At 75.7% G+C, this 20,838-nt stretch carries 14 protein-coding genes; 6 read left to right on the top strand and 8 right to left on the bottom strand.

Annotation, left to right across the window (positions count from 1 at the left end; translation table 11 throughout):
- Nucleotides 1-69 precede the first annotated feature (69 nt).
- The 3 genes from HNR08_RS06550 to mshD form a co-directional block, all read right to left on the bottom strand.
- Nucleotides 70-1,035 (bottom strand): NUDIX hydrolase, encoded by a 966-nt coding sequence (locus HNR08_RS06550; protein ID WP_146836646.1) that lies wholly within the window; start codon nucleotides 1,033-1,035, stop codon nucleotides 70-72.
- The gene (locus HNR08_RS06545) at nucleotides 1,032-3,548 is read right to left on the bottom strand and encodes an RNA degradosome polyphosphate kinase (RefSeq protein WP_246803037.1); all 2,517 of its coding nucleotides are present in this window, start codon (nucleotides 3,546-3,548) and stop codon (nucleotides 1,032-1,034) included. The genes HNR08_RS06550 and HNR08_RS06545 overlap by 4 nt, the downstream gene beginning before the upstream one ends.
- A 114-nt stretch (nucleotides 3,549-3,662) precedes the next feature.
- Nucleotides 3,663-4,562: a mycothiol synthase gene (gene mshD / locus HNR08_RS06540; protein WP_146836643.1), complete on the bottom strand. Its 900-nt coding sequence runs from the start codon at nucleotides 4,560-4,562 to the stop codon at nucleotides 3,663-3,665.
- 224 nt (nucleotides 4,563-4,786) lie between these two features.
- Between mshD and HNR08_RS06535 the strand changes: the two genes are divergently transcribed.
- Nucleotides 4,787-6,103, top strand: a complete 1,317-nt coding sequence (locus HNR08_RS06535; protein WP_246803036.1) for an NAD(P)-binding domain-containing protein — start codon at nucleotides 4,787-4,789, stop codon at nucleotides 6,101-6,103.
- 9 nt (nucleotides 6,104-6,112) lie between these two features.
- Here the strand turns inward: HNR08_RS06535 and HNR08_RS21580 are convergent, their stop codons facing one another.
- Nucleotides 6,113-7,186 (bottom strand): LacI family DNA-binding transcriptional regulator, encoded by a 1,074-nt coding sequence (locus HNR08_RS21580; RefSeq protein ID WP_146836640.1) that lies wholly within the window; start codon nucleotides 7,184-7,186, stop codon nucleotides 6,113-6,115.
- A gap of 141 nt (nucleotides 7,187-7,327) precedes the next feature.
- On the opposite strand from HNR08_RS21580, the gene HNR08_RS06525 reads away from it, so the two are divergent.
- Genes HNR08_RS06525 through HNR08_RS06505 form a run of 5 tightly spaced genes read left to right on the top strand, consistent with a single transcriptional unit; the run spans nucleotide 7,328 to nucleotide 15,109 of the window.
- A complete protein-coding gene (locus HNR08_RS06525) occupies nucleotides 7,328-8,602 on the top strand; it encodes an extracellular solute-binding protein (protein WP_183834882.1) in 1,275 nt (424 codons plus the stop codon).
- A 4-nt stretch (nucleotides 8,603-8,606) separates the two neighbouring features.
- A complete protein-coding gene (locus HNR08_RS06520) occupies nucleotides 8,607-9,572 on the top strand; it encodes a carbohydrate ABC transporter permease (RefSeq protein ID WP_146836637.1) in 966 nt (321 codons plus the stop codon).
- Between the two features lie 8 nt (nucleotides 9,573-9,580).
- Nucleotides 9,581-10,468 carry a carbohydrate ABC transporter permease gene (locus HNR08_RS06515; RefSeq protein WP_146836634.1) on the top strand — a complete coding sequence of 296 codons (888 nt, stop codon included), beginning with the start codon at nucleotides 9,581-9,583 and terminating at the stop codon, nucleotides 10,466-10,468.
- A 50-nt stretch (nucleotides 10,469-10,518) separates the two neighbouring features.
- A complete protein-coding gene (locus HNR08_RS06510) occupies nucleotides 10,519-13,893 on the top strand; it encodes a GH36-type glycosyl hydrolase domain-containing protein (RefSeq protein ID WP_146836631.1) in 3,375 nt (1,124 codons plus the stop codon).
- A 28-nt stretch (nucleotides 13,894-13,921) separates the two neighbouring features.
- Nucleotides 13,922-15,109 (top strand): glycoside hydrolase family 1 protein, encoded by a 1,188-nt coding sequence (locus tag HNR08_RS06505; RefSeq protein WP_146836628.1) that lies wholly within the window; start codon nucleotides 13,922-13,924, stop codon nucleotides 15,107-15,109.
- Between the two features lie 57 nt (nucleotides 15,110-15,166).
- On the opposite strand, the gene acs is transcribed toward HNR08_RS06505, so the two are convergent.
- The 4 genes from acs to rlmC all read right to left on the bottom strand — a co-directional run bounded on the left by acs (nucleotide 15,167) and on the right by rlmC (nucleotide 20,817).
- Nucleotides 15,167-17,116 (bottom strand): acetate--CoA ligase, encoded by a 1,950-nt coding sequence (gene acs, locus HNR08_RS06500; protein WP_221286633.1) that lies wholly within the window; start codon nucleotides 17,114-17,116, stop codon nucleotides 15,167-15,169.
- A gap of 202 nt (nucleotides 17,117-17,318) precedes the next feature.
- Nucleotides 17,319-18,560 (bottom strand): hypothetical protein, encoded by a 1,242-nt coding sequence (locus HNR08_RS06495; protein ID WP_183834880.1) that lies wholly within the window; start codon nucleotides 18,558-18,560, stop codon nucleotides 17,319-17,321.
- 149 nt (nucleotides 18,561-18,709) lie between these two features.
- Nucleotides 18,710-19,552: a formate/nitrite transporter family protein gene (locus HNR08_RS06490; RefSeq protein ID WP_146840391.1), complete on the bottom strand. Its 843-nt coding sequence runs from the start codon at nucleotides 19,550-19,552 to the stop codon at nucleotides 18,710-18,712.
- A gap of 140 nt (nucleotides 19,553-19,692) precedes the next feature.
- Complete coding sequence (gene rlmC / locus HNR08_RS06485) at nucleotides 19,693-20,817, bottom strand: 23S rRNA (uracil(747)-C(5))-methyltransferase RlmC (RefSeq protein ID WP_146840390.1); 1,125 nt, start codon at nucleotides 20,815-20,817, stop codon at nucleotides 19,693-19,695.
- Between the last annotated feature and the right edge of the window lie 21 nt (nucleotides 20,818-20,838).

The following is a 20,838-nucleotide window of genomic DNA, read 5'->3' as shown; positions in this document are numbered from 1 at the left end:
TTGCGGACGGCCGCAGATGATCGGCAGGTGCCGCCCCGGCCGCCCTGGCGGGCCGCGCCGGGCCGGGGTTCAGACGAGCGGCGTGTGCACCTCGACCGCCTCCACGTGCGGGTCGTCGGCCGCGCCGGAGACGTGGCACACCAGCACCTGACCGGGCCGCAGGTACGGGTCCGCAGCGGGCAGCGCGGCGCGGACCCGCGGGCGGGCGTGCGCGGCGACCACGTCGAGCACGGTCGGCAGCACCGGGCGGTGCGTGCACACGGCGACGTCGGTCCCCGCCCGGAGCCGGTCGGCGACGACGCCGGCGGTCTTCTCCGGCGACTCCTCGTGCGCAGCCTCGGTGAGCGGCTCGTCCTCGGTCGCGGCGAGGCCCGCGGCCGCGGTGTACGGCGCGACGGTGCTGCGGCAGCGTGCCCACGGGCTGGTGACGACCTCGGCGACGCCGAACCCGGACAGCACCGGCACGAGCGCGGCGGCCTGCCGCTTCCCGGCGTCGGTGAGGGGCCGGGTGGCCTCGCCCTTGCCCCAGGACGCGCGGCTGCGGGCGCGGCCGTGCCGGACCACCACGAGCGCCCGCGTGTCGAGCCGCCCGCGGGCGTGCGCGTCCACCAGGGCGTCGAGCGGGACCCGGTCGTCCTCGCGGGTGAGGCGGCGGCGGGCGACGTCGGCGTCCATCCAGCGCACCCGGTCGATCTCGTCGGCGGAGGCGTGCTGGGCGGGCGGCCGCGCGTGCACGGCGGGCCGGTCGGGGCGGCCGGCGACCTGCGCGGACCAGTAGTGCACGCGCTTGAACCGGCCGTCGGCGAGCGGGTACTCGAGGCCGGGCAGCGGGCGGCCGAGCACGACGTCCAGCCCGGCCTCCTCCTCGACCTCGCGGACGGCGGCGGTGACGACGTGCTCGCCCGGCTCGAGCTTGCCCTTCGGCCAGGACCAGTCCTTGTACCGGGGGCGGTGCACGAGGACGACCTGCAGGCGGCCCTGCCGGACCCGCCAGACCAGGGCCCCCGCGGCCTCGACGACGGGGACAGCCTTCACCGGGCGGCGCCCAGCCGGCGGCGCTGCCGGTAGATCAGCATCGACTGCAGGTCCCGCAGCGGGCCGTCGGGTCCCTCGGAGTGCCGGGTCCAGGCGCCGTCCGGGCCCAGGTGCCACGACGACGTGCCGTCGTCCATCGACTCGTCCAGCAGGTCCACGAGCTCGGCGATCTGCTCGGCGTCGGCCAGCCGCACCAGGGCCTCGACGCGGCGGTCCAGGTTCCGGTGCATGAGGTCGGCGGACCCGATGTACACCTCCGGCCCCGGCAGCCGCGGGCCGTCCGTGTCCCGCCCGGTGTCCGCGACCTCCGGCGTCACCCCGGCGTCCGCCGCGAACGCGAACACCCGCGCGTGCTCGAGGAACCGTCCGAGGATCGAGCGCACGCGCACCGTCTCGGACAGCCCCGGGACGCCCGGCCGCAGCGCGCAGATGCCGCGGACGCACAGGTCGATCGGCACGCCGGCCTGGGAGGCGCGGTACAGCGCGTCGATGGTCTCCTCGTCGACCATCGAGTTCACCTTGATCTTGATCCACGCCGGCCGGCCCTCGCGCGCGGCCTGCGCCTCGCGGTCGATCCGCTCGACCAGCCCGGCCCGGACGGACCGCGGCGCGACCAGCAGCCGGTGGAACCGGGACTTCGGCGCATAGCCGGAGAGCTGGTTGAACAGGCGCGTGAGGTCCTGCCCGACGTCCGGGTCGGAGGTCAGCAGGCCGAGGTCCGTGTAGAGGCGCGCGGTCTTCGGGTTGTAGTTGCCGGTCCCGACGTGGCAGTACCGGCGCAGGCCGTCCGACTCCTGCCGGACCACCAGCGACAGCTTCGCGTGCGTCTTGAGCCCGACGATGCCGTACACGACGTGCACGCCGGCCTGCTCGAGCTTGCGGGCCCACTCGATGTTGGCCTGCTCGTCGAACCGCGCCTTGATCTCCACCAGGGCGAGCACCTGCTTGCCGGCCTCGGCAGCGTCGATCAGGGCGTCCACGATCGGCGAGTCGCCGGAGGTCCGGTACAGCGTCTGCTTGATCGCGAGGACCTTCGGGTCCGCGGCGGCCTGCTCGAGGAACGTCTGCACCGAGGTCGAGAACGAGTCGTACGGGTGGTGCAGCAGGATGTCCCGGGTCCGGATCGCGGCGAACACGTCGGTCGGGGTCGCGCTCTCGACCTCGGCGAGGAACCGGTGCGTGGTCGGGACGAACCGCGGGTACTGCAGGTCCGCCCGGTCCAGGTCCGCGATGAGGTTGAGGCCCGTGTGGTCGAGCGGCGCGGGCAGCTCGTAGACCTCCTCCTCGGCGACCCCGAGCTCGCGCACCAGCAGCTGGCGGATGCGCGGGCTGATCGTGTCCGCGATCTCCAGGCGCACGGGCGGGCCGAACCGGCGGCGCAGCAGCTCCTTCTCCATGGCCTGGAGCAGGTTCTCGGCGTCGTCCTCCTCGACCTCCACGTCCTCGTTGCGGGTGACGCGGAACGTGTGGTGCTCCCGCACCTCCATGCCGGGGAACAGGTGGTCAAGGTGCTGCGAGATGACGTCCTCGACCGGCACGAACGACATCGGGCCGCGGTCGGTCGGCGCCTGCGCGGCGGCGGCGCTCGGGCGGCCGCGCGCGTCGACGGCGATGTACCGGGGGAGCAGCGGCGGCACCTTGACCCGGGCGAAGTGCTCCTTGCCGGTCGCCGGGTTCACCACGACGACGGCCAGGTTGAGCGACAGCCCGGAGATGTACGGGAACGGGTGCGCCGGGTCGACCGCCAGCGGGGTCAGCACCGGGAAGATCTGCTTGCGGAAGAACTTCCGCAGCCGGTCCTGCTCGGCCTCACCGAGCTCGTCCCAGCGGACCAGGGTGATGCCCTGCTGCGCGAGCTCGGGCTGCACCTGCTCGGCGAACACCCGGGCGTGCCGGGCGGCGAGGTCGTGCGCCCGCACGCTGATCGCCTCGAGCACCTGCCGCGGGCTCAGCCCCGAGGCGGCGGTCACGGCGAGGCCCGTCGCGATGCGGCGCTTCAGGCCGGCGACGCGGACCATGAAGAACTCGTCCAGGTTCGACGCGAAGATCGCCAGGTACCGCACGCGCTCCAGCAGCGGCTGGCCCGGGTCCTCCGCGAGCTGCAGCACCCGCTCGTTGAACGCGAGCCAGGACACCTCGCGGTCGAGGAACCGGTCCGTCGGCAGCGGCGGGAGCTCCGCGTCGTCGAGCACCGCGGTGCCGGGGCGGGGCGAGGGGGCGATGTGCTCGGCGATGTGCGCGGCGAGCTCGGGCGCCAGCGGCCGGGTGCGGGCGGTCGGCGCGGAGGTCACGGGCACGGGGGCGGTGGTGGCGCCCGAGCCCGAGCCGCCGTCGGAGGCCGTGCCGTTCGACGACGCCGCGTCCTCCGTGGCCCCGGCGGGACGCGTCCGGGACGCGGTGGACCGGCCCCGCGCCGCGGGCGCGGACGCGCGTCGACCGGTTGCCGCCGTGGCGGCGGACGGGCGTCGGGTGCGGCCCCGCGGGGTCCCGTCGGAGGAGGAGGCGTCGTTCATCCCCACATGGTTGCACCCGGACGTGTCCGGCGGGTGGCCGGAGGCCGTCCCGCTGGGGACCGCGCACGCGGCGGGTGCCTGTGGAGGACTCGGTGCCCCGTCGTGGCGCGGGAGTCAGCCCGCGCGGTACACGACGTCGACCGCCGAGCGCGCGAAGCCGGCCGCCCGGTACACCCGGATCGCGGCGTGGTTGTCGCCCTCGGTGTACAGCACGACGCGGCCGACGCCCCGCCCCGCCAGGTGCGCGAGCATCCGGGCGGTCAGCGCGGGCCCGAGGCCCTGCCCGCGGGCGTCGGGGTCGACCCCCAGCGCGTAGATCTCACCCTCCGCGGGGTCGGCGACCTTGGTCCAGCCGAAGCCGAGCAGCGCGTCGCCGCGGACGGCCAGCAGGAACCCGGCCGGGTCGAACCACGGCTCGGCGGCCCGGTCGTCGAGGTCGGCCCGGGTCAGCCGCCCCTGCTCGGGGTGCGCCGCGAAGGCCCGGGCGTTGACCCGCACCCACGCGTCCTCGTCCCGGCCCGGCCGGAACGCCCGCACCGCGACGCCGTCGGGCAGCGGCGGGAGCTCCGGCACGACCACCGGGTCCAGGGCCATCTGCCACAGCTCCCGCACGACCGGCAGCCCGCGCGCCGCGGCGAGCGCCCGGGCCGCGGGCAGGTCCCCGTGCGCCCACACGGAGACGCCGTCCCCGCCGCGCTCCCGGACCGCCGCGACCGCCGCGTCCAGCAGCGCCGATCCGACGCCGCGCCGCCGGTGCGCCGGGTGGACGACCAGCTCGGCCGTCGCCAGCGCCGGGTCCCGGAGGTCGACCTGCGCGTACCCGGCGGTCGCCCCGTCCGGTGCCGCGGCGACCAGGTGCCGCACGCCGGGCCCGCCGCCGTCGAGCCACAGCAGCGGCTGCTCGGACAGCGGCGGTACCCCGTCGGCGGCGCCCGCGGCGTCGGCGAGCGCGCGCACGGCGCCGGCGTCGTCGCCCGGGAGCGCCCCGGAGGCCTCGATGGTCGCTTCACCCACGCCCCCATCCCACCACCCCGTGTCGACCCCGTGCCGCTGCCTCGTGCCGCCACCCCGTGCGAGGGCGGTGGAGGGGAGCGGCGGGCCGGGAGCCGCGGCCGGTCGCGCCGGGCGCGGGACGGGAGGGGCGCGCCCCGCGGGTGCGGGGCGGGAGGGGCGGGCGCGGCCGGGCGCCGCGGGGGAACGTCCGCGGGGGCCGCCGCGTTGGACCTCGTGTGCCCGACGTGACCCCGACCGACGCCTCCGCGGACGTCGTGGTGGTCGGTGCGGGCCAGGCCGGCCTCGCCGTGGCGGCGCACCTCGCGCGCTCGGGCTTCGTCCCGGCGGGGACCGCGGGCGGCCCGACGTACGTGGTCCTGGACGCCTCCGCCGGCCCGGGCGGGGCGTGGCGCGAGCGCTGGCCCGGTCTGACCATGCGCACGGTGAACGGCGTCTACGAGCTGCCCGGCCGCGCCCTGCCGGAGTTCCCGGCGGACGAGCCCGCGTCGAGCGCGCTGACCCGGTACTTCGGCGACTACGAGCGGGACCTGGCGCTCGCGGTGCGCCGGCCGGTCCAGGTGCGCGTGGTCCGGGACGACGGCGGGCTGCTGGCGGTCGAGACCGTGGAGCGGCCGGGCACCGACGACAGGCGGCACGACCGCGCCCCCGCCGGGGTCCCGACCGCCGTGCCGGACCCCGACGACGGCCTCGGCTGCGGCGTCGGCGCCGCCCGCCCGGTCCCGGTCCCCGCGCCCGCCCCGGACGCGCCCGCCACGCCCGCCGCGCCTCCGCCGCCCGCGCCCGCCCCGGCCCGCCGCCGCCTCGCCCGCACCTGGCACGCCCGGGCGCTGGTGAACGCCACCGGCACCTGGACCCGTCCGTTCTGGCCGTCCTACCCGGGGCGGGACGACTTCGCCGGCACCCAGCTGCACACCCACGACTACCGGACCCCGGAGGAGTTCGCGGGCCGCCGGGTGCTCGTCGTCGGCGGCGGCATCTCGGCGGTGCAGCACCTGCTCGCGATCCACCCGCACGCGGCGTCGACCACGTGGGTCACCCGCCGCCCGCCGGACTGGCGCGACGAGGAGTTCTCCCCGGAGCTCGGCCGCGCCGCCGTCGCCCGGGTCGAGGACCGCACCCGCGCCGGCCTGCCGCCGGGCAGCATCGTGTCGGCGACCGGCCTGCCGCTGACCCCGGAGTACCGCGCGGGGATCGCGGCGGGCGTGCTGCGCGCCCGGCCGGTGTTCGCGCGGCTGGTCCCGGACGGGGCGGTCTGGGACGAGGCGGCGGCGCGCGGCCCGCTCGCGGACGGCTGGGTCACCGGCCCGGTGCGCGAGGCCGCCGACGTGGTGCTCTGGGCGACCGGGTTCCGTCCGGCGCTGGACCACCTGCGTCCGCTCGGCCTGCGGAACCCCGAGGGCGGCATCGTGATGGACGGGACTCAGGTGCTCGCGGACCCGCGCGTGCAGCTCGTCGGCTACGGCCCGAGCGCGAGCACGGTCGGGGCCAACCGCGCGGGCCGCGAGGCGGTCCGCCGCATCCGGGCCCTGCTCGACGTCTGACCCGCGCGCTCAGACCCCCGGGCAGCCGCAGCTCTCCCGGCGGACCACCTCGACCGGCAGGCGGTGCGACTCCGGCTCCCCGGCGGCCGTGCCCGCGTGCCGGACCAGCACCTGCACCGCCAGCCGCCCCATCGCGACCATCGGCTGCCGCACCGTCGTCAGCGAGGGACGCGTCAGCCGTCCGGCGAGGATGCCGTCGAACCCGGTGACCACCACCCGCTCGGGCGCGGGGATGCCCCGGGCGGCGAGCAGGTCGAGCACGGCGAGCGCGTGCTGGTCGCTCGCGCAGACCAGCGCCCGCGGCAGCCGGTCGGCGTCCGCGAGCTCGGCGACGACCTCCAGCCGGTGCGGCTCGGCGAGGTCGGTGGGGTCGAGGGGCTCGGCGGGCTCGGGGAGCCCGGCGGCGGCGAGCGCCTCGCGGAACCCGGCGAACCGCTCGGCGTAGTCGGGCGTGGTGAGGCGGCCGACGAATGCGAGGTCGCGCAGGCCGTGGTCGCCGACCAGGTGGCCGACGAGGTCGCGCATGCCGGCGCGGTTGTCGACGGTGACGTGGTGCAGGCCGTCGGCGACGGGCGGCATGCTGAAGGCGACGACCGGGATCCGCCGGGCGACGTGCTCCAGCGCCTCGACGGGCGTCGGCCCGGGGAACATCGCGAGCCCGTCCACGCGTCCGGCGATCTCGGTGACGGCTGCGCCGGTGCCGGAGCCGCTGCTGAGCAGCAGGGCCTGCCCGCGCTGCCAGCACTCGAGCTCGACGCCGCGCTGCACCTCGTCGACGTACAGCGGGAAGGCGCGCGGGTCGGAGTCGGGGTGCTCGCCGGAGGGCGGCGGGGCGGCGGCCGCGCCGGACTGCGGGGCGGCGAGCATGAGGTCGAACGCGTAGAGCCCGAGCGCGCCGGTGCTGCCGTGCGCGAGGCCGCGGGCGCTCGCGGACGGGACGTAGCCGAGCTCGCGCGCGGCGGCGAGCACGGCGTCGCGCGTGGACTCGCGGACGCGCTCGGGCTGGCGGAACGTGAACGACACGGTCGCGATGGACACGCCGGCGCGCTCGGCGACGTCGTAGACGGTGGGTCGACGCGGCACTGCTGACCTCCTCGGGGCGCTCCACTTGCGAACGGCATTCTATGCGCTTAACATCACATCCGATCGATCTAAGCGCATAGACCCGCGAGGCGCACCCCGCGTCCTCAGCCGCCGCACCGTCCGTTCGAGGAGGAACGAACCATGATCCGTCCCGCCGCGCGCGTCGCCCTGGTGACCGCGCTCGCCCTGACCGCGCTCACCGCGTGCGGTCGCTCCGACGACACCGGGAGCACCGGAAGCACCGACGCGTCCACCCTCGGATCGGGGGAGGCCAGCGGCGAGCTCACCGTGTGGGCCATGGGCACCGAGGGCGAGGCCCTGCCCGACTTCGTGCAGGACTTCGTCGACGCCAACCCCGACGTCGACATCGAGGTCGTCCCGATCCCCTGGGACGCCGCCCGCGACAAGTTCCAGACCGCCATCGCCGCCGGCACCACGCCCGACGTCGCGATGATGGGCACCACCTGGATGGCCGAGTTCGGCGACGCGTTCGCCCCGGTGCCCGACGGCATCGACACCAGCGACTTCTTCGCCGGCTCGGTCGACACCACCGAGCTCGCCGGCCAGGCCGTCGGCGTGCCGTGGTACGTCGACACCCGGGTGCTGTACTACCGGACCGACCTCGCCGAGCAGGCGGGCTGGACCGAGGCCCCGGCCGACTGGGACGAGCTGCAGCAGATGCTCACCGACATCAAGGACAAGACGGACGCCGAGTACGGCATCCGCCTGCTGGCCTCCGGCAACGACGCGTTCCAGGGCTCGCTCTGGGCGCCGTGGTCGAACGGTGCCGCCCTGATGGACGAGGACGGCTCCGAGTGGACGCTCGACACCCCGGAGATGGCCGAGGCGTACGAGTACTACACGTCCTTCTTCGACCAGGGCCTCGCGAACGCGCAGGCCGACCGCACGCCCGGCGCCACCGAGGCCGACTTCGTCGACGGCCGCGTCGGCGCGTTCATCGAGGGCCCGTTCATGATGGGCTCGCTCGAGCAGCTGGGCGGCGAGGAGTTCGCCGACAAGTACGCCACCGCGCGCATCCCCGCCGGGAAGACGTCCACGTCGTTCGCGGGCGGCTCGAACCTCGTGGTCTTCAACGACTCCGACAACCAGGACGCCGCCTGGAAGCTCGTGGACTGGCTGACCCAGCCCGACGTCCAGGTCGACTTCTACGAGCTGACCGGCGACCTGCCGTCCTCGCAGTCCGCGTGGGACGACCCGGCCCTGGCCGACGACGAGAAGCTGGCCGTGTTCGGCGAGCAGCTCCAGGACACGCAGTCCCCGCCGGTGAACACCGCGTGGGTGCAGGTCGCCGCGGCGGCCGACTCGGCGCTGGAGCGGATGATCGTCAGCGGCGAGGACCCGGCCGAGGCGCTCGCCGCGCTCCAGGAGCAGGCGACGTCGATCGGCGTGGGCTGACGCCATGAGCGCGACCGCCACCCGTGCGGCCGGGACCCCGCGTCCCGGCCGCACGGCCAGCCGCAGCAGCGCCCCCGAGCGGGGGCCGGTCGCCGCTCGGCGCCGCCGTCAGGGCCGCGTCGCGTGGATGTTCGCCGCACCGTTCGTCCTGGTGTTCGGCTTCTTCATGCTCGTCCCGCTGGTCTCGTCGTTCGGCATGTCGTTCACCGACTTCACGGCGCGCGACGTGCGCAGCCCGCTCGCGGTGAACTTCGTCGGCCTCGACCAGTACGTCACCCTGTTCGGCGACCCCCGGTTCCTCAAGTCGCTCGGCGTCACCGCGACGTTCGTGGTCATCGGCATCCCCGTGACCATGGCCGTGGCGCTGCTCCTGGCCGTGGCGCTGAACAACGGGATCAGCCGGTTCCGGTCGGCGTTCCGCGTGGGGTTCTACGCCCCCGTGGTCACCAGCATCGTCGCGGTGTCGGTCGTGTGGCGGTACATGCTCCAGCCCGACGGCCTCATCAACACCGCGCTCGGCTGGGTCGGCATCGACGGCCCGGCCTGGCTCACCGACACCACGTGGGCGCTGCCCGCGCTGATCCTCATGGCGGTCTGGCGGAACGTCGGCACGCTCATGGTCATCTTCCTGGCGGGGCTCCAGGCGGTCCCCGCCGACGTGCAGGAGGCCGCCGTCATGGACGGCGCGAGCCCGTGGCGCCGGCTGGTCAGCATCACGCTGCCGCTGCTGCGCCCGACCCTGCTGCTGGGCGCCGTCCTCATCTCCGTCGGCTACCTCCAGTTCTTCGAGGAGGCCTTCGTGATGACGCAGGGCGGGCCGCTCGACTCGACCCTCTCCACGGCCTACTACACGTTCGAGCAGTTCGGCTTCGGCAAGTACGGGCAGGCGTCCGCCGCGTCCTACGTGCTGTTCCTGGCGATCGCGCTCATGAGCCTGCTGCAGTTCCGGCTGCTGCGGTCCAAGGACTGAGGGAACCCATGGCCACCATCACCAGCCCCGTCACCCCGACGGTCCCGGCCGCGCCGCAGCGGCCGCGCCGCCGCCGGCGGTTCAGCACCGGGCGCGCGCTCACCTACACCGTCCTCGTCGTCGGCGTGGCCGCCTGGCTGCTGCCGTTCGCCTGGATGGTCCTCGGCTCGGTCAAGACGCAGCGCGAGATCCTCACGAAGCCGCCGACCTGGTGGCCCGAGAACCCGACGCTCGACAACTTCAGCACCTGGTTCAACGAGCTGCACTTCACGCAGTACTTCACGAACTCGTTCGTGGTCGCCGTCGTGACGGTGCTCGGGAACCTGCTGTTCTGCTCGATGGTCGGCTACGCGCTGGCCAAGATGGACTTCGCCGGCAAGAAGGTGCTGTTCACGCTGGTCATGACCATGCTCATGGTCCCGGGCGTCGTCACGTTCGTGCCGCTGTTCGTCATGGTCACGAAGCTCGGGCTGCTCAACACCTACCCGGCCCTGATCCTGCCGTTCGTCACCCAGCCGGTCGGCGTGTTCCTCATGCGGCAGTTCATGCTCGGGATCCCGGACGAGCTCATCGAGGCCGCCCGGATGGACGGTGCCGGCGAGCTGCGCATCTTCGCCCGCGTGGTGATGCCGCTGTGCGGTCCGCCGCTCGCGACGCTCGGGATCCTCACGTTCCTCGGCTCGTGGAACAACTTCCTGTGGCCGCTCGTGGCGTCGCAGAGCCAGGACATGTACACGCTGCCCGTCGCGCTGTCGCTGTACTCGACGGGCCAGCGGGGCACCGACTACGGCCTGCTGCTCGCGGGGGCGGTGCTCATCATCACGCCGATCCTGCTGCTCTTCCTCGCGCTGCAGCGGTACTTCATCCAGGGCGTCGCGACCACCGGCCTCAAGTAGCCGGCTCCGCCCGACCGCCCACGCACCACCGAGAACGAGGTCACCCGACGATGACGACCCGCACCCCCGCGCGCCCGCAGCCCGCCACGACCACCCTGGACGCCCCCGGCGGGCTGGAGATCGCGCTCACCCGGGCCGGGGACGTCCGGACGGTCCGCGTCCCGGGCGGCCTGCTGGTCAACCAGTACGTCCCCGGGCCGCACGACGCGGCCGTGGGCGGTCTGCACCTGCGGCGGCACGGCGCGGACGGCACCGTCGCCGCGGTACCGCTGACCGGCTCCCGGTCGGAGGCCCGGCACGTCGCGGGCGACGGGTGGGCGCGCTGGGACGGCGCCGGCCTCGGGGCGCGGTGGACCGTGCACCTCGTGCTCGACCCGGCGACGACGGCGTGGGTGTGGCGGGTCGACCTCGCGGCGGAGTCCGTGCCCGACGGCGCGACCTACGACGTCGCCGTGCTGCAGGACCTGTCGCTGTCGCCCGAGGCGGCCGCGCAGTCCTCCGAGCCGTACGTCAGCCAGTACGTCGCGCACCGGCTCGCGGACGACCCGCGGTTCGGCCGCGTCGTGCTGTCCCGGCAGACGATGACCTCCGCCCCGGCGCTGCCCCTCGCGGCCGCCCTGCTCGTGGAGGGGGCCGTCGCCGCCGGCACCGACGCGTTCGACCTGCACAGCCCGCGCGCCCGTGCCGGCCTGACCCCGGCGTTCCTCACCGGCGAGCCGTGGCCGGACCGCGTGCGGCAGCACGAGGCGGCGACCGCCGCGCTGCTGTCCGCCCGCACCGACCTGGCCGCGCCGTGGACGCTGCACGCCGTCACCGGGTTCTGGCCGGACCGGCGCGGGGACATGACGGCGGCGCTGGCGGACCTGCCGGCGCTCGCGGACGCGCTGGTGGCCCGCGCGGCGTCGGTGGCCGCGACGACCGCCCCGGCGGGGGTCGCCCGCGACGAGCGGTCGCTGCTGGCCACGGCCCCCCTGCTGTCCGGCGCGCCGCTGAGCGACGACGACCTGCTCGCGCTCGCCGACGGCGCCCGGTACCCGGAGCGGGACGCGGCCGGGGCGCTGCTGTCGTACTTCGCCGCCGACGGCGCCCACGTGGTGCGCGGCGAGAAGGACCTGCTGCTCGACCGGCCGCACGGGCACGTGCTGCTGTGCGGCGACGCGCTCGCCCCGGACCGCCCGGTGCTGTCCACCACCGTGTTCGCGCACGGGGTCGTCGGCTCGCACACCGTCCTCGGCAACACGTCGTTCGACCGGTTCGCGAGCGTGCACCGGAACCACCTGAACCTGCTGCGCTCGAACGGCGTGCGCGTGCTGGTGCGCCGGGACGGGCGCTGGCGGATGCTCGGCCAGCCGTCGGCGTTCGTGCTCGACGTCGGCGAGGCGCGCTGGCTGTACCGCTGGGCGGACGCCGAGGTCGAGGTCCGGACCGTGGCGGCCGGGGACCGCGCGGCGCTGCTCACGGAGGTGCGCGCGACCGCCGACGTGGACCTCCTGGTCACGACGGACGTCGAGCTGGGCGAGCGCGACTGGACGGCCTCGCCCGCGGGCACCGGCGCCGTCGCGTTCCGGGCCGGCGCGGGCACCGCGGTCGCGGCCCACCACGACGCGCTCACCTACGTCCTCGCGGCGTCCCCCGGCGCGGTCCTGGCCGGCGACGGCGCGCTGTTCGCCGACGGCGACGACCGCGGCACCTCCGTCGTCACCGTGCGCGCGGACGCCACCCGGCTGCTGCGCGTCGTCGTCACCGCCGACCTGGCCCACGGCGCGGAGGCCGGCCCCGATGCCGCCGTCGTCGTCGCGGGCGGGCTGGACCGCGCCGCGCACGCCGCCCGGCACCGGGCCACGCTGGCTGCGCTCACGCGGGACGTGCGGATCGACGCGGGCTCCCGGCTGGCCGAGCTCGAGGTGCTGCTGCCCTGGTGGGCGCACGACGCCCGGGTGCACTTCCTGGTGCCGCACGGCCTCGAGCAGTACTCCGGCGCGGCCTGGGGCACCCGCGACGTCTGCCAGGGCCCGTTCGAGCTGCTGGTCGCCGCCGGGCGGTTCGCCGGCGCGCGCGACGTGCTGCTGCGCGTGCTGTCGCGGCAGTCCGTGGACGGGACCTTCCCGCAGTGGTTCATGTTCGACGACTACGCCGAGGTCCTCCAGGAGCACGCGCACGGCGACGTCGTGGTGTGGCCGCTGTTCGCGCTCGGGCAGTACCTGCAGGCCACGGGCGACCTCGGGGTCCTCGACGAGGTCGTGCCGTTCCGGGACGGCGACCCGGCCCCGGTCACCGCGCACCTGGCCGCGCTGCTCGAGCACCAGCGCACGCACCGGGTCCCCGGCACGGCGCTGCCCGCGTACGGCGAGGGCGACTGGGACGACACCCTGCAGCCCGCGCGCCCCGAGATGCGCGAGCACATGACGTCGACCTGGACCTCGGCGCTGCTCGCGCAGGCGCTGGGGCTCGCGGCCGAGCAGCTGCGGGAGGCGCCCGGCGCCGACGCCCGCGACCTCGCCGACCGGGCGGCCGCGATGGCCGACGAGGTGCTGGCCGACATCCGCCGCCTCCTGCTGCCCGACGGCGTGGCGGCCGGGTTCGCGACCGTCGAGGACGGCGTCGTCACCCCCGTCATCCACCCCCGCGACACCACGACCGGCCTGAGCTACCGCCTCATCCCGCTGACCCGGACCGTCATCGCCGGCGCCGTCGACCCCGAGCAGGCCGCGCGGCACGAGCGGCTGGTCCGCGAGCACCTGCACTTCCCGGACGGCGTGCGGCTGACGAACCGCCCCGCGCGGTTCGCGGACGGCGAGGTCGAGTCGTTCCTGCGCGCCGAGCAGGCCGCGTTCTTCGGCCGCGAGGTCGGCCTGATGTACGTGCACGCGCACGTCCGGTGGGTCGAGGCGCTGGCCGCGCTGGGCCGGGCCGCGGTCGGCGAGGAGCTGCTGCGGCTGTCCCCGGTCGGCATGCGGGAGCGGGTGCCGAGCGCGCTGCCCCGGCAGCGCACCTGCTACACGTCGTCGTCCGACGCGACGTTCCCCGACCGGTACGCCGCCGCGGCGGGCTTCGACGGCCTGCGCACCGGCGACGTGCCGACCGCCGACGGCTGGCGGGTGTACTCGTCGGGCCCCGGCATCTACATCCGGCAGGTCCTGCACGGCCTGCTCGGCCTGGAGGAGCGCGCGGACTCCCTCGTCGTCGCGCCCACGCTCGCGCCGGAGGACGACGGGCTCGAGGTGTCGGTCGTCCTCGGCGGCCGGCCGCGCCGGGTGCGGTACCACGTGGACCCCGCCGCGCCCGCGGTCGAGCTCCGGGTGGACGGCGCGCGCGTCACCACCGGCGTGCGGCCCCGGCCGTACCGCACCGCGGGGGCCGTCCTGCCGCTCGCGCTGCTCGGCGACGCCGCGGTGCTCGACGTCCGCACGCCTGCGGGCTCCTGACCTCCACCACCGACCGAAGGACCGACACATGACCGTCCGCCGCTTCCCCGAGGGCTTCCTCTGGGGCGCCGCCACCGCCGCCCACCAGGTCGAGGGCAACAACGTGAACTCCGACTGGTGGGTCCGCGAGCACGCCCCCGGCACCGACCTGGCCGAGCCCTCCGGCGACGCCGCCGACTCCTACCACCGGTACCCCGAGGACATCGCCCTGCTCGCGTCGCTCGGCCTGAACACCTACCGGTTCAGCATCGAGTGGGCGCGCATCGAGCCGGAGCAGGGGTACGTGTCGAAGGCCCAGCTCCAGCACTACCGGCGGATGGTCGACACCTGCCGCGAGCACGGCCTGACCCCGTCGGTGACGCTGCACCACTTCACGCACCCGCGCTGGTTCGCGCGGCTCGGCGGCTGGCGGAACCCCGTGGCCCCCGACCTGTTCGCGCGGTACACCGAGGCGGTCCTGCCCGTGCTCGGCGACGACGTCGAGTGGGTCTGCACCATCAACGAGCCCAACATGGTCGCGATGACGCGCGGCGAGGAGGGCACGGAGATGACCGCGTCCCGCCTGCCCGCGCCCGACCCGCAGATCACCGACGCGCTCATCGCCGGGCACCGCCGGTCCCGCGAGGTGCTGTCCGGCGTCGGGCAGGTGCGGTCCGGCTGGTCCGTCGCCACCCAGGCCTACCACCCGGCCACGCCCGACGCCGTCGAGGCGACCGCCGCCTACGGCTACCCGCGCGAGGACGTGTTCCTCGACGCCGCCGCCGGCGACGACTGGATCGGCGTGCAGGCCTACCTGCGCACGTTCATCGACCGCGACGGGAACCCGCAGCCCGTCGCCGACGACGTCGAGAAGACCCTCATCGGCTGGGAGTACTTCCCGCCGGCCCTGGGCATCGGCGTCCGGAACGCCTGGCGGCGCACCGGCGGCGTGCCCGTCGTGGTCACGGAGAACGGCATCGCCACCCAGGACGACGCCCGCCGCATCGACTACACCCACGACGCCCTCGTCGGCCTGCACGACGCCATGGCCGACGGCATCGACGTCCGCGGGTACCTGCACTGGTCGGCGCTCGACAACTACGAGTGGGGCTCCTACGCGCCGACGTTCGGCCTGATCGCCTGGGACCGCGAGACGTTCGCGCGCACCCCGAAGCCGAGCGCGCACTGGCTCGGCGGCGTGGCCCGCACGGGCGAGCTGACGCACCCGGCGCGCTGACCCGGTCCCGGTTTCCCGCGCCGGCTCCCCGCTCCGGGGGTCGCGGCGGAGACCGCCTCAGCCCTTCGGGGTCGCCAGGCCCTGCTGGATGAGGTCCATCACCGACGAGTCCGCCAGCGTCGTCGCGTCGCCGACCTGGCGGTGCTCCGCCACGTCCCGCAGCAGCCGGCGCATGATCTTCCCGGACCGGGTCTTCGGCAGCTCCGGCACCACGAGGATCGTCCGCGGCTTCGCGATCGGGCCGATCTGCCGCGCCACGTGCGCCCGCAGCTCGGTGGCGACCTCCTCGGGTGTGCCCGCGGCGGCGTCCCCGCGCAGGATGACGAACGCGACGACCGCCTGGCCCGTGGTGTCGTCCGACGCCCCGACGACGGCCGCCTCGGCGACGGACGGGTGCGAGACGAGCGCCGACTCGATCTCCGTGGTGGACAGCCGGTGGCCCGACACGTTCATGACGTCGTCGACCCGGCCGAGCAGCCAGATGTCGCCGTCCTCGTCCTTCTTCGCCCCGTCGCCCGCGAAGTAGGTGCCGGCGAACCGCGACCAGTACGTGTCCCGGAACCGCTGCTCGTCGCCCCAGATGCCGCGCAGCATCGACGGCCACGGCTCGGTGAGCACGAGGTACCCGCCGGAGCCGTTCGGGACCGGGTGCGCGTCGTCGTCGATGACGTCGGCGGCGATGCCCGGCAGCGGGGTCTGGGCCGAGCCGGGCTTCGCGGTGGTCACGCCCGGCAGGGGGCTGATCATGATCGCGCCCGTCTCGGTCTGCCACCAGGTGTCGACGACGGGCGTCCGGTCGGCGCCGATGACCCGCCGGTACCAGGTCCACGCCTCGGGGTTGATGGGCTCGCCGACCGAGCCGAGCACGCGCAGGCTCGACAGGTCGAACTGCCCGGGCACGTCCTCGCCCCACTTCATGCAGGTGCGGATGGCGGTGGGTGCGGTGTACAGGATCGACACCCGGTACTTCTGGACGATCTCCCACCACCGGCCGCGGTGCGGGGTGTCGGGGGTGCCCTCGTAGATGACCTGGGTCGCGCCGTTCACCAGCGGGCCGTAGACCACGTAGGAGTGGCCGGTGACCCAGCCGACGTCGGCGGTGCACCAGTACACGTCCGTCTCCGGCTTGAGGTCGAAGACGTTGAGGTGGGTCCACGCGGTCTGCGTGAGGTAGCCGCCGGTGGTGTGGAAGATGCCCTTGGGCTTCCCGGTGGTGCCCGAGGTGTAGAGGATGAACAGCGGGTGCTCGGCCTCGAGCGGCACGGGCGTGTGCTGGTCGCCCGCGGCCTCGACGGCGTCGTGCCACCAGACGTCGCGGCCCTCGGTCCAGGGCACGTCCTGGCCGGTGCGCCGCACGACGAGCACCGAGCGGACGACGTCGCCGCTGCCCTTCGCGAGGGCCTCGTCGACCGTGGGCTTGAGGGCGCTCGCGGCGCCGCGCCGGTAGCCGCCGTCCGCGGTGATGACGACCCGGGCGTCGGCGTCGAGGATGCGGGTGTGCAGCGCCTCGGCCGAGAAGCCGCCGAACACGACCGAGTGCGGGGCGCCGATCCGGGCGCACGCCAGCATCGCGATGACGGCCTCGGGGATCAGCGGCAGGTAGATCGCGACCCGGTCGCCGGTGCGCACGCCGAGGTCGGTGAGCGCGTTGGCGGCGCGGGACACCTCGCGCAGCAGGTCGGCGTACGTGAGCGTGCGGGTGTCGCCGGGCTCGCCCTCGAAGTGCAGCGCGACGCGGTCGCCGTGCCCGGCCTCGACGTGCCGGTCGACGGCGTTGTACGCGGCGTTCAGCCGGCCGTCCGCGAACCAGCGCGCGACCGGCGGGTTCGTCCAGTCGAGCACCTCGTGGAACGGCTCCGCCCAGTCGAGCAGCGAGCGCGCCTGCTCCGCCCAGAACTCCAGCGGGGACGAGTTCGCCCAGGAGTACAGCTCGGCGTGCGCGTTGGCCTGGGCCGCGAACGCGGGGTCCGGCGGGAACCGCCGGTCCTCGGTCAGCAGGTTCTCCAGACTCTCCCGGCGGGGCTCGGGGGTGCCCCCCTCGGGTGCGGCGGGCGGGGCGGAGTTGTCGAGGGCCACGTGTGCCTCCACGCAGGCGACGTCGGTGTCGATGCGGCGCGGCGGGGGCGCCGCGTCTCTCGGCACTCTAGTAGGACTTACGTCCCATGCACGGGCGAACTCGGGGCCGCGGGCGCGGGCCGCTGCCCCGCTGTCAGGCGCGCGGCAGCCAGCGCCGCCGGGCGACCGCGACCGTGAGCCCCGCCGCGAGCAGCAGCGCGCCGACCAGGAACACCGTCCCCGAGGTCGCCGTCACCGTCGTCTGCGTCACCGAGACGCGGGTCGTGTCCGTGGCGAACCAGCGGACCGTGTCGACGTGCGTCGTCGCCGGGACGTAGAGGTAGACGACGCCGACGACCGACGCGACCGCGCCCGCGGTCAGCGGCACCGCCGGGGTCCACAGCCCCAGCCCCACCACGGCGGCGAGCACGAGGACGCCCGCCGTCACCAGCACGACGCCCAGCGGGTCGTACGAGGCGTCCCAGCCCGGGGCCTGCACGCCCAGCACGCGCGCCTGGCCGAACAGCGCCGCCCAGACGCCGACCGCGCCGAGCAGCAGGCCGACGAGGACGCCGAGCAGGTGCCGGCCGGCGCCGCCGCCGGGCCGGCGCGCGAGGGCCGCGGCGACCGGCTCCGCGGGCGGGGCGGACCGGCGACCCCGCGGTCGGGTCCCGTCGGCGTCGGTGGCCGATCCGGGCTCCGGCGCGGGCAGCGGCGCGGTCGGGTGCGGCGCCGCCGCCGCCGAGGCGTCCCCGTAGGGCACCGAGGCGTCGGACGGCCCGGTCCCCGGCAGGTCGGCTGCCGCGGCCGGCTCCGGGGCGGCGGTGGTCCCCGCGACGCTGGCACCCGCGGTGAGCGCGGTGGCGGCCCGGGCCTCGGCGCCGCGGATGCTCGTGCGGCGGACGGGCTCGGCGGGCGGGACGGGCTCGGTGGGGGTGGTGGGCGTGGTGGTCGCCGCCCCGGCGGCCGGGGTCGCCGGCAGCGGCGCCGTCGGCGCTCCCGCCCCGTCCCGTGAGACGGTCGCGGCCGTCGGCCCGGCGGCTGCCGGGAGCGCCGACGGCACGGGCTCCTCCGGCGCGGGCGGCACGGGCGCCGGCCGGGACGCGCGGTGCGCCTTCGTGCCCTTGGGCTCGGTGCGGAGACCGCGCGCCGCGGCGGCTGCGGTGGGCGCGACCGGCTCCACCCCCGGCCGGGCCGCCGACCCGCTGCCCCCGGTGGGCGGCGTCGCGGCGGGCGCGGCGGCTGCGGCGGTCGTCCCGGGGTCGGCGGCCGCCCCGGGCTCCGCCGGCGCCGTCGTCGCCTCCGGGGCGTCCTCCGGGGCCTGCGCCGCGGTCGTCGGCTCGGCGTCGGTGGCGGGCTTCCCGCCCGGCTGCTCGCGGTCCGGCGTGGTGGTCATGTCTGCTCCGCCCTGCGGGAGCGGTCGGCGCCGCCCCCCGCACGTCCGTCGGCGACGTCACCCGTCCGGGCGCGTCCGTGCTCGGTACGACGGTAGAGCGCCTGGTCGCCCGCCGCCGGGTGACGCGCCCGGGGCGGGTGATCCTCGGGTCAGTGCGCGGCGACGGTCTCGCGCGCCGGGGCGTCCTCGGCCGCCTCGGCGTCGGCCGGGGTCGCGGGCACGGCGGGGGAGGCGGCGACCACGTTGGCGGCGCCGACGAGCAGCCCGCCGCCGACCAGGTTGCCGAGCCCGACGAACAGCACGTTCCGGGCGAACTCGCCGACGGTCGCCTCGGGCAGCCCGCCCAGGAGGCCGAACGAGAAGGTCGTCATGTTGGCGACGACGTGGTCGAAGCCGGAGGTGATGAAGACCATGACGCAGGCGAAGATCACGACGATCTTGGCGACCTCGTTCTGCAGCCGACCGGCGCACCAGATCGCCAGGCAGACCATGAGGTTGCCCAGGACGCCGCGGAAGAACAGCTCCGTGCCGGTCTCGTGGGCCTTGTGCTCGATCATCGACGCGATCATCCGGCCGCCGGGGGTGTCCGGCCCGAGCGCCCCGGAGAAGTGCAGGATCGTCGCGAGCACGAACGCCCCGAGCAGGTTGCCCGCGAGGCAGGCCAGCAGGGTCGCCCCGGCGCGCAGCCAGGAGATCGAGCCGCGCATCGCACCCTGGGTGAAGACCATCATCCCGGAGGTCGCGAGCTCGCCGCCGGCGACGACGACGATGGTCAGCGCGACGCCGAACACCAGGCCCTGGACGAGCGGGGTGAAGCCCGACCCGGCGTCCGCGAGCGGCCCGCCCGCGGTGGCCATGATGACGACGCCGAGGCCGATGTACGCGCCGGCGAGCATCGTGTTCACCAGGTACACGCCGGGGCGGCGGGCGAGGTCGGTCTTCGTCCGGGCCGCTCGCGTCTGGTAGTCGAGGGCCTCGGAGACGGTCAGCATGCCCTCAGCGTGCTGGCTCGGGCGCGGCCAGACATGGGACGAAAGGCACGTTCTGGGATTTCTCGCGGGAGAAATCCCGCACCGGACGCCGAGGGGCGGCAGCCGGACCGGTTTGCTCCGCAGGAAGTCCGCGCGCCGCGTCAGCCGCGGGACAGCCCCACCACGACCTCGTAGTGCCCCGTCTGCGGGAACATGTCCAGCACCCGCCCCCGGCGCGGCCGCAGCGACGGCATCGCCGCCAGGTCCCGGGCGAGCGACGCGGCGTTGCACGACGAGTACACGACGTCCCGCACCCCGGAGTCCTCCAGCCAGCCGGCCAGCGCGGGCCCGATGCCGCGCCGGGGCGGGTTGACCACCACGAGGTCCGGCGCCCGCCCGGCCGCGAGCGCGAAGGCGGTCGCGTCGCCGGCGGCGAACCGCACGTCCGGCAGCCCGCGCTCGTCCCGGCTCTGCTCGGCGCTCGCGACGGCCTCGGCGCTGGTCTCGATGCCGACGACGGCGCGGCCGGGCCGGGCGACGTGCAGCGCGAACCCGCCGACGCCGCAGTACAGGTCCCAGACGCTCGCGGGGTCGGCGGCGTCCACCCAGTCCCGGCCGATCCGGTACAGCGCCGCCGCGACCTCGGTGTTCGTCTGGAAGAAGCTCTGCGGCCGCAGGTGCAGGTCGACGTCGTTGACCCGCATCCGCAGCGTCGACCGCTCGGTGAGCACGACCTCCTCGTCGCCCTCGAGGGCGGCCTTGTGCTCGGGCAGCAGGTTCGCGGACACGACGGCGGCCCGCGGCAGGGCGGCGAGCAGCCACGGCAGGTGCTTGCGCAGCCGGGGCAGCGCCTCCGTGGACCGCAGCACGAACCGGATCATCAGCTCGCCGTCCGGGGACTGCGTGACGAGCACGTACTTGAGCTCGCCGCGCCGGGTCGGGACGTCGTAGGGCACCAGGCGGGCCCGGGTGACCAGCTCCGCCACCGTCGGCAGCGCGGCCTGGAGCGAGGCGGGGTACAGGCCGCAGTCGCGCAGGTCGACCCCCGCGCCGCCGGGGTCGAGGATGCCGAGCGTCGGGGCGTCGACCGTGCCGCCGACCGCCATCTTCGCCTTGTTCCGGAACCCCGACTCCGCGCTCGCCACCGGGTCCAGCCAGTCGACCGGCCCGAACGGCGCGAGCAGCTCGCGGCAGCGCTCCTGCTTCGCCTCGAGCTGCGCGGCGTACGGCTGCTCGATCAGGGTGCAGGAACGACACCGGGCGGCGTCGTAGTGGGGGCACTGCACCCCGGGATCCTACGCGGGCGA

The organism is Cellulomonas hominis (assembly GCF_014201095.1).
GTDB classification, from domain to species: Bacteria; Actinomycetota; Actinomycetes; order Actinomycetales; family Cellulomonadaceae; genus Cellulomonas; species Cellulomonas hominis.
The sequence above is the reverse complement of the archived record's forward strand: the minus strand, read 5'-3'. Positions and strand labels throughout refer to the sequence as shown.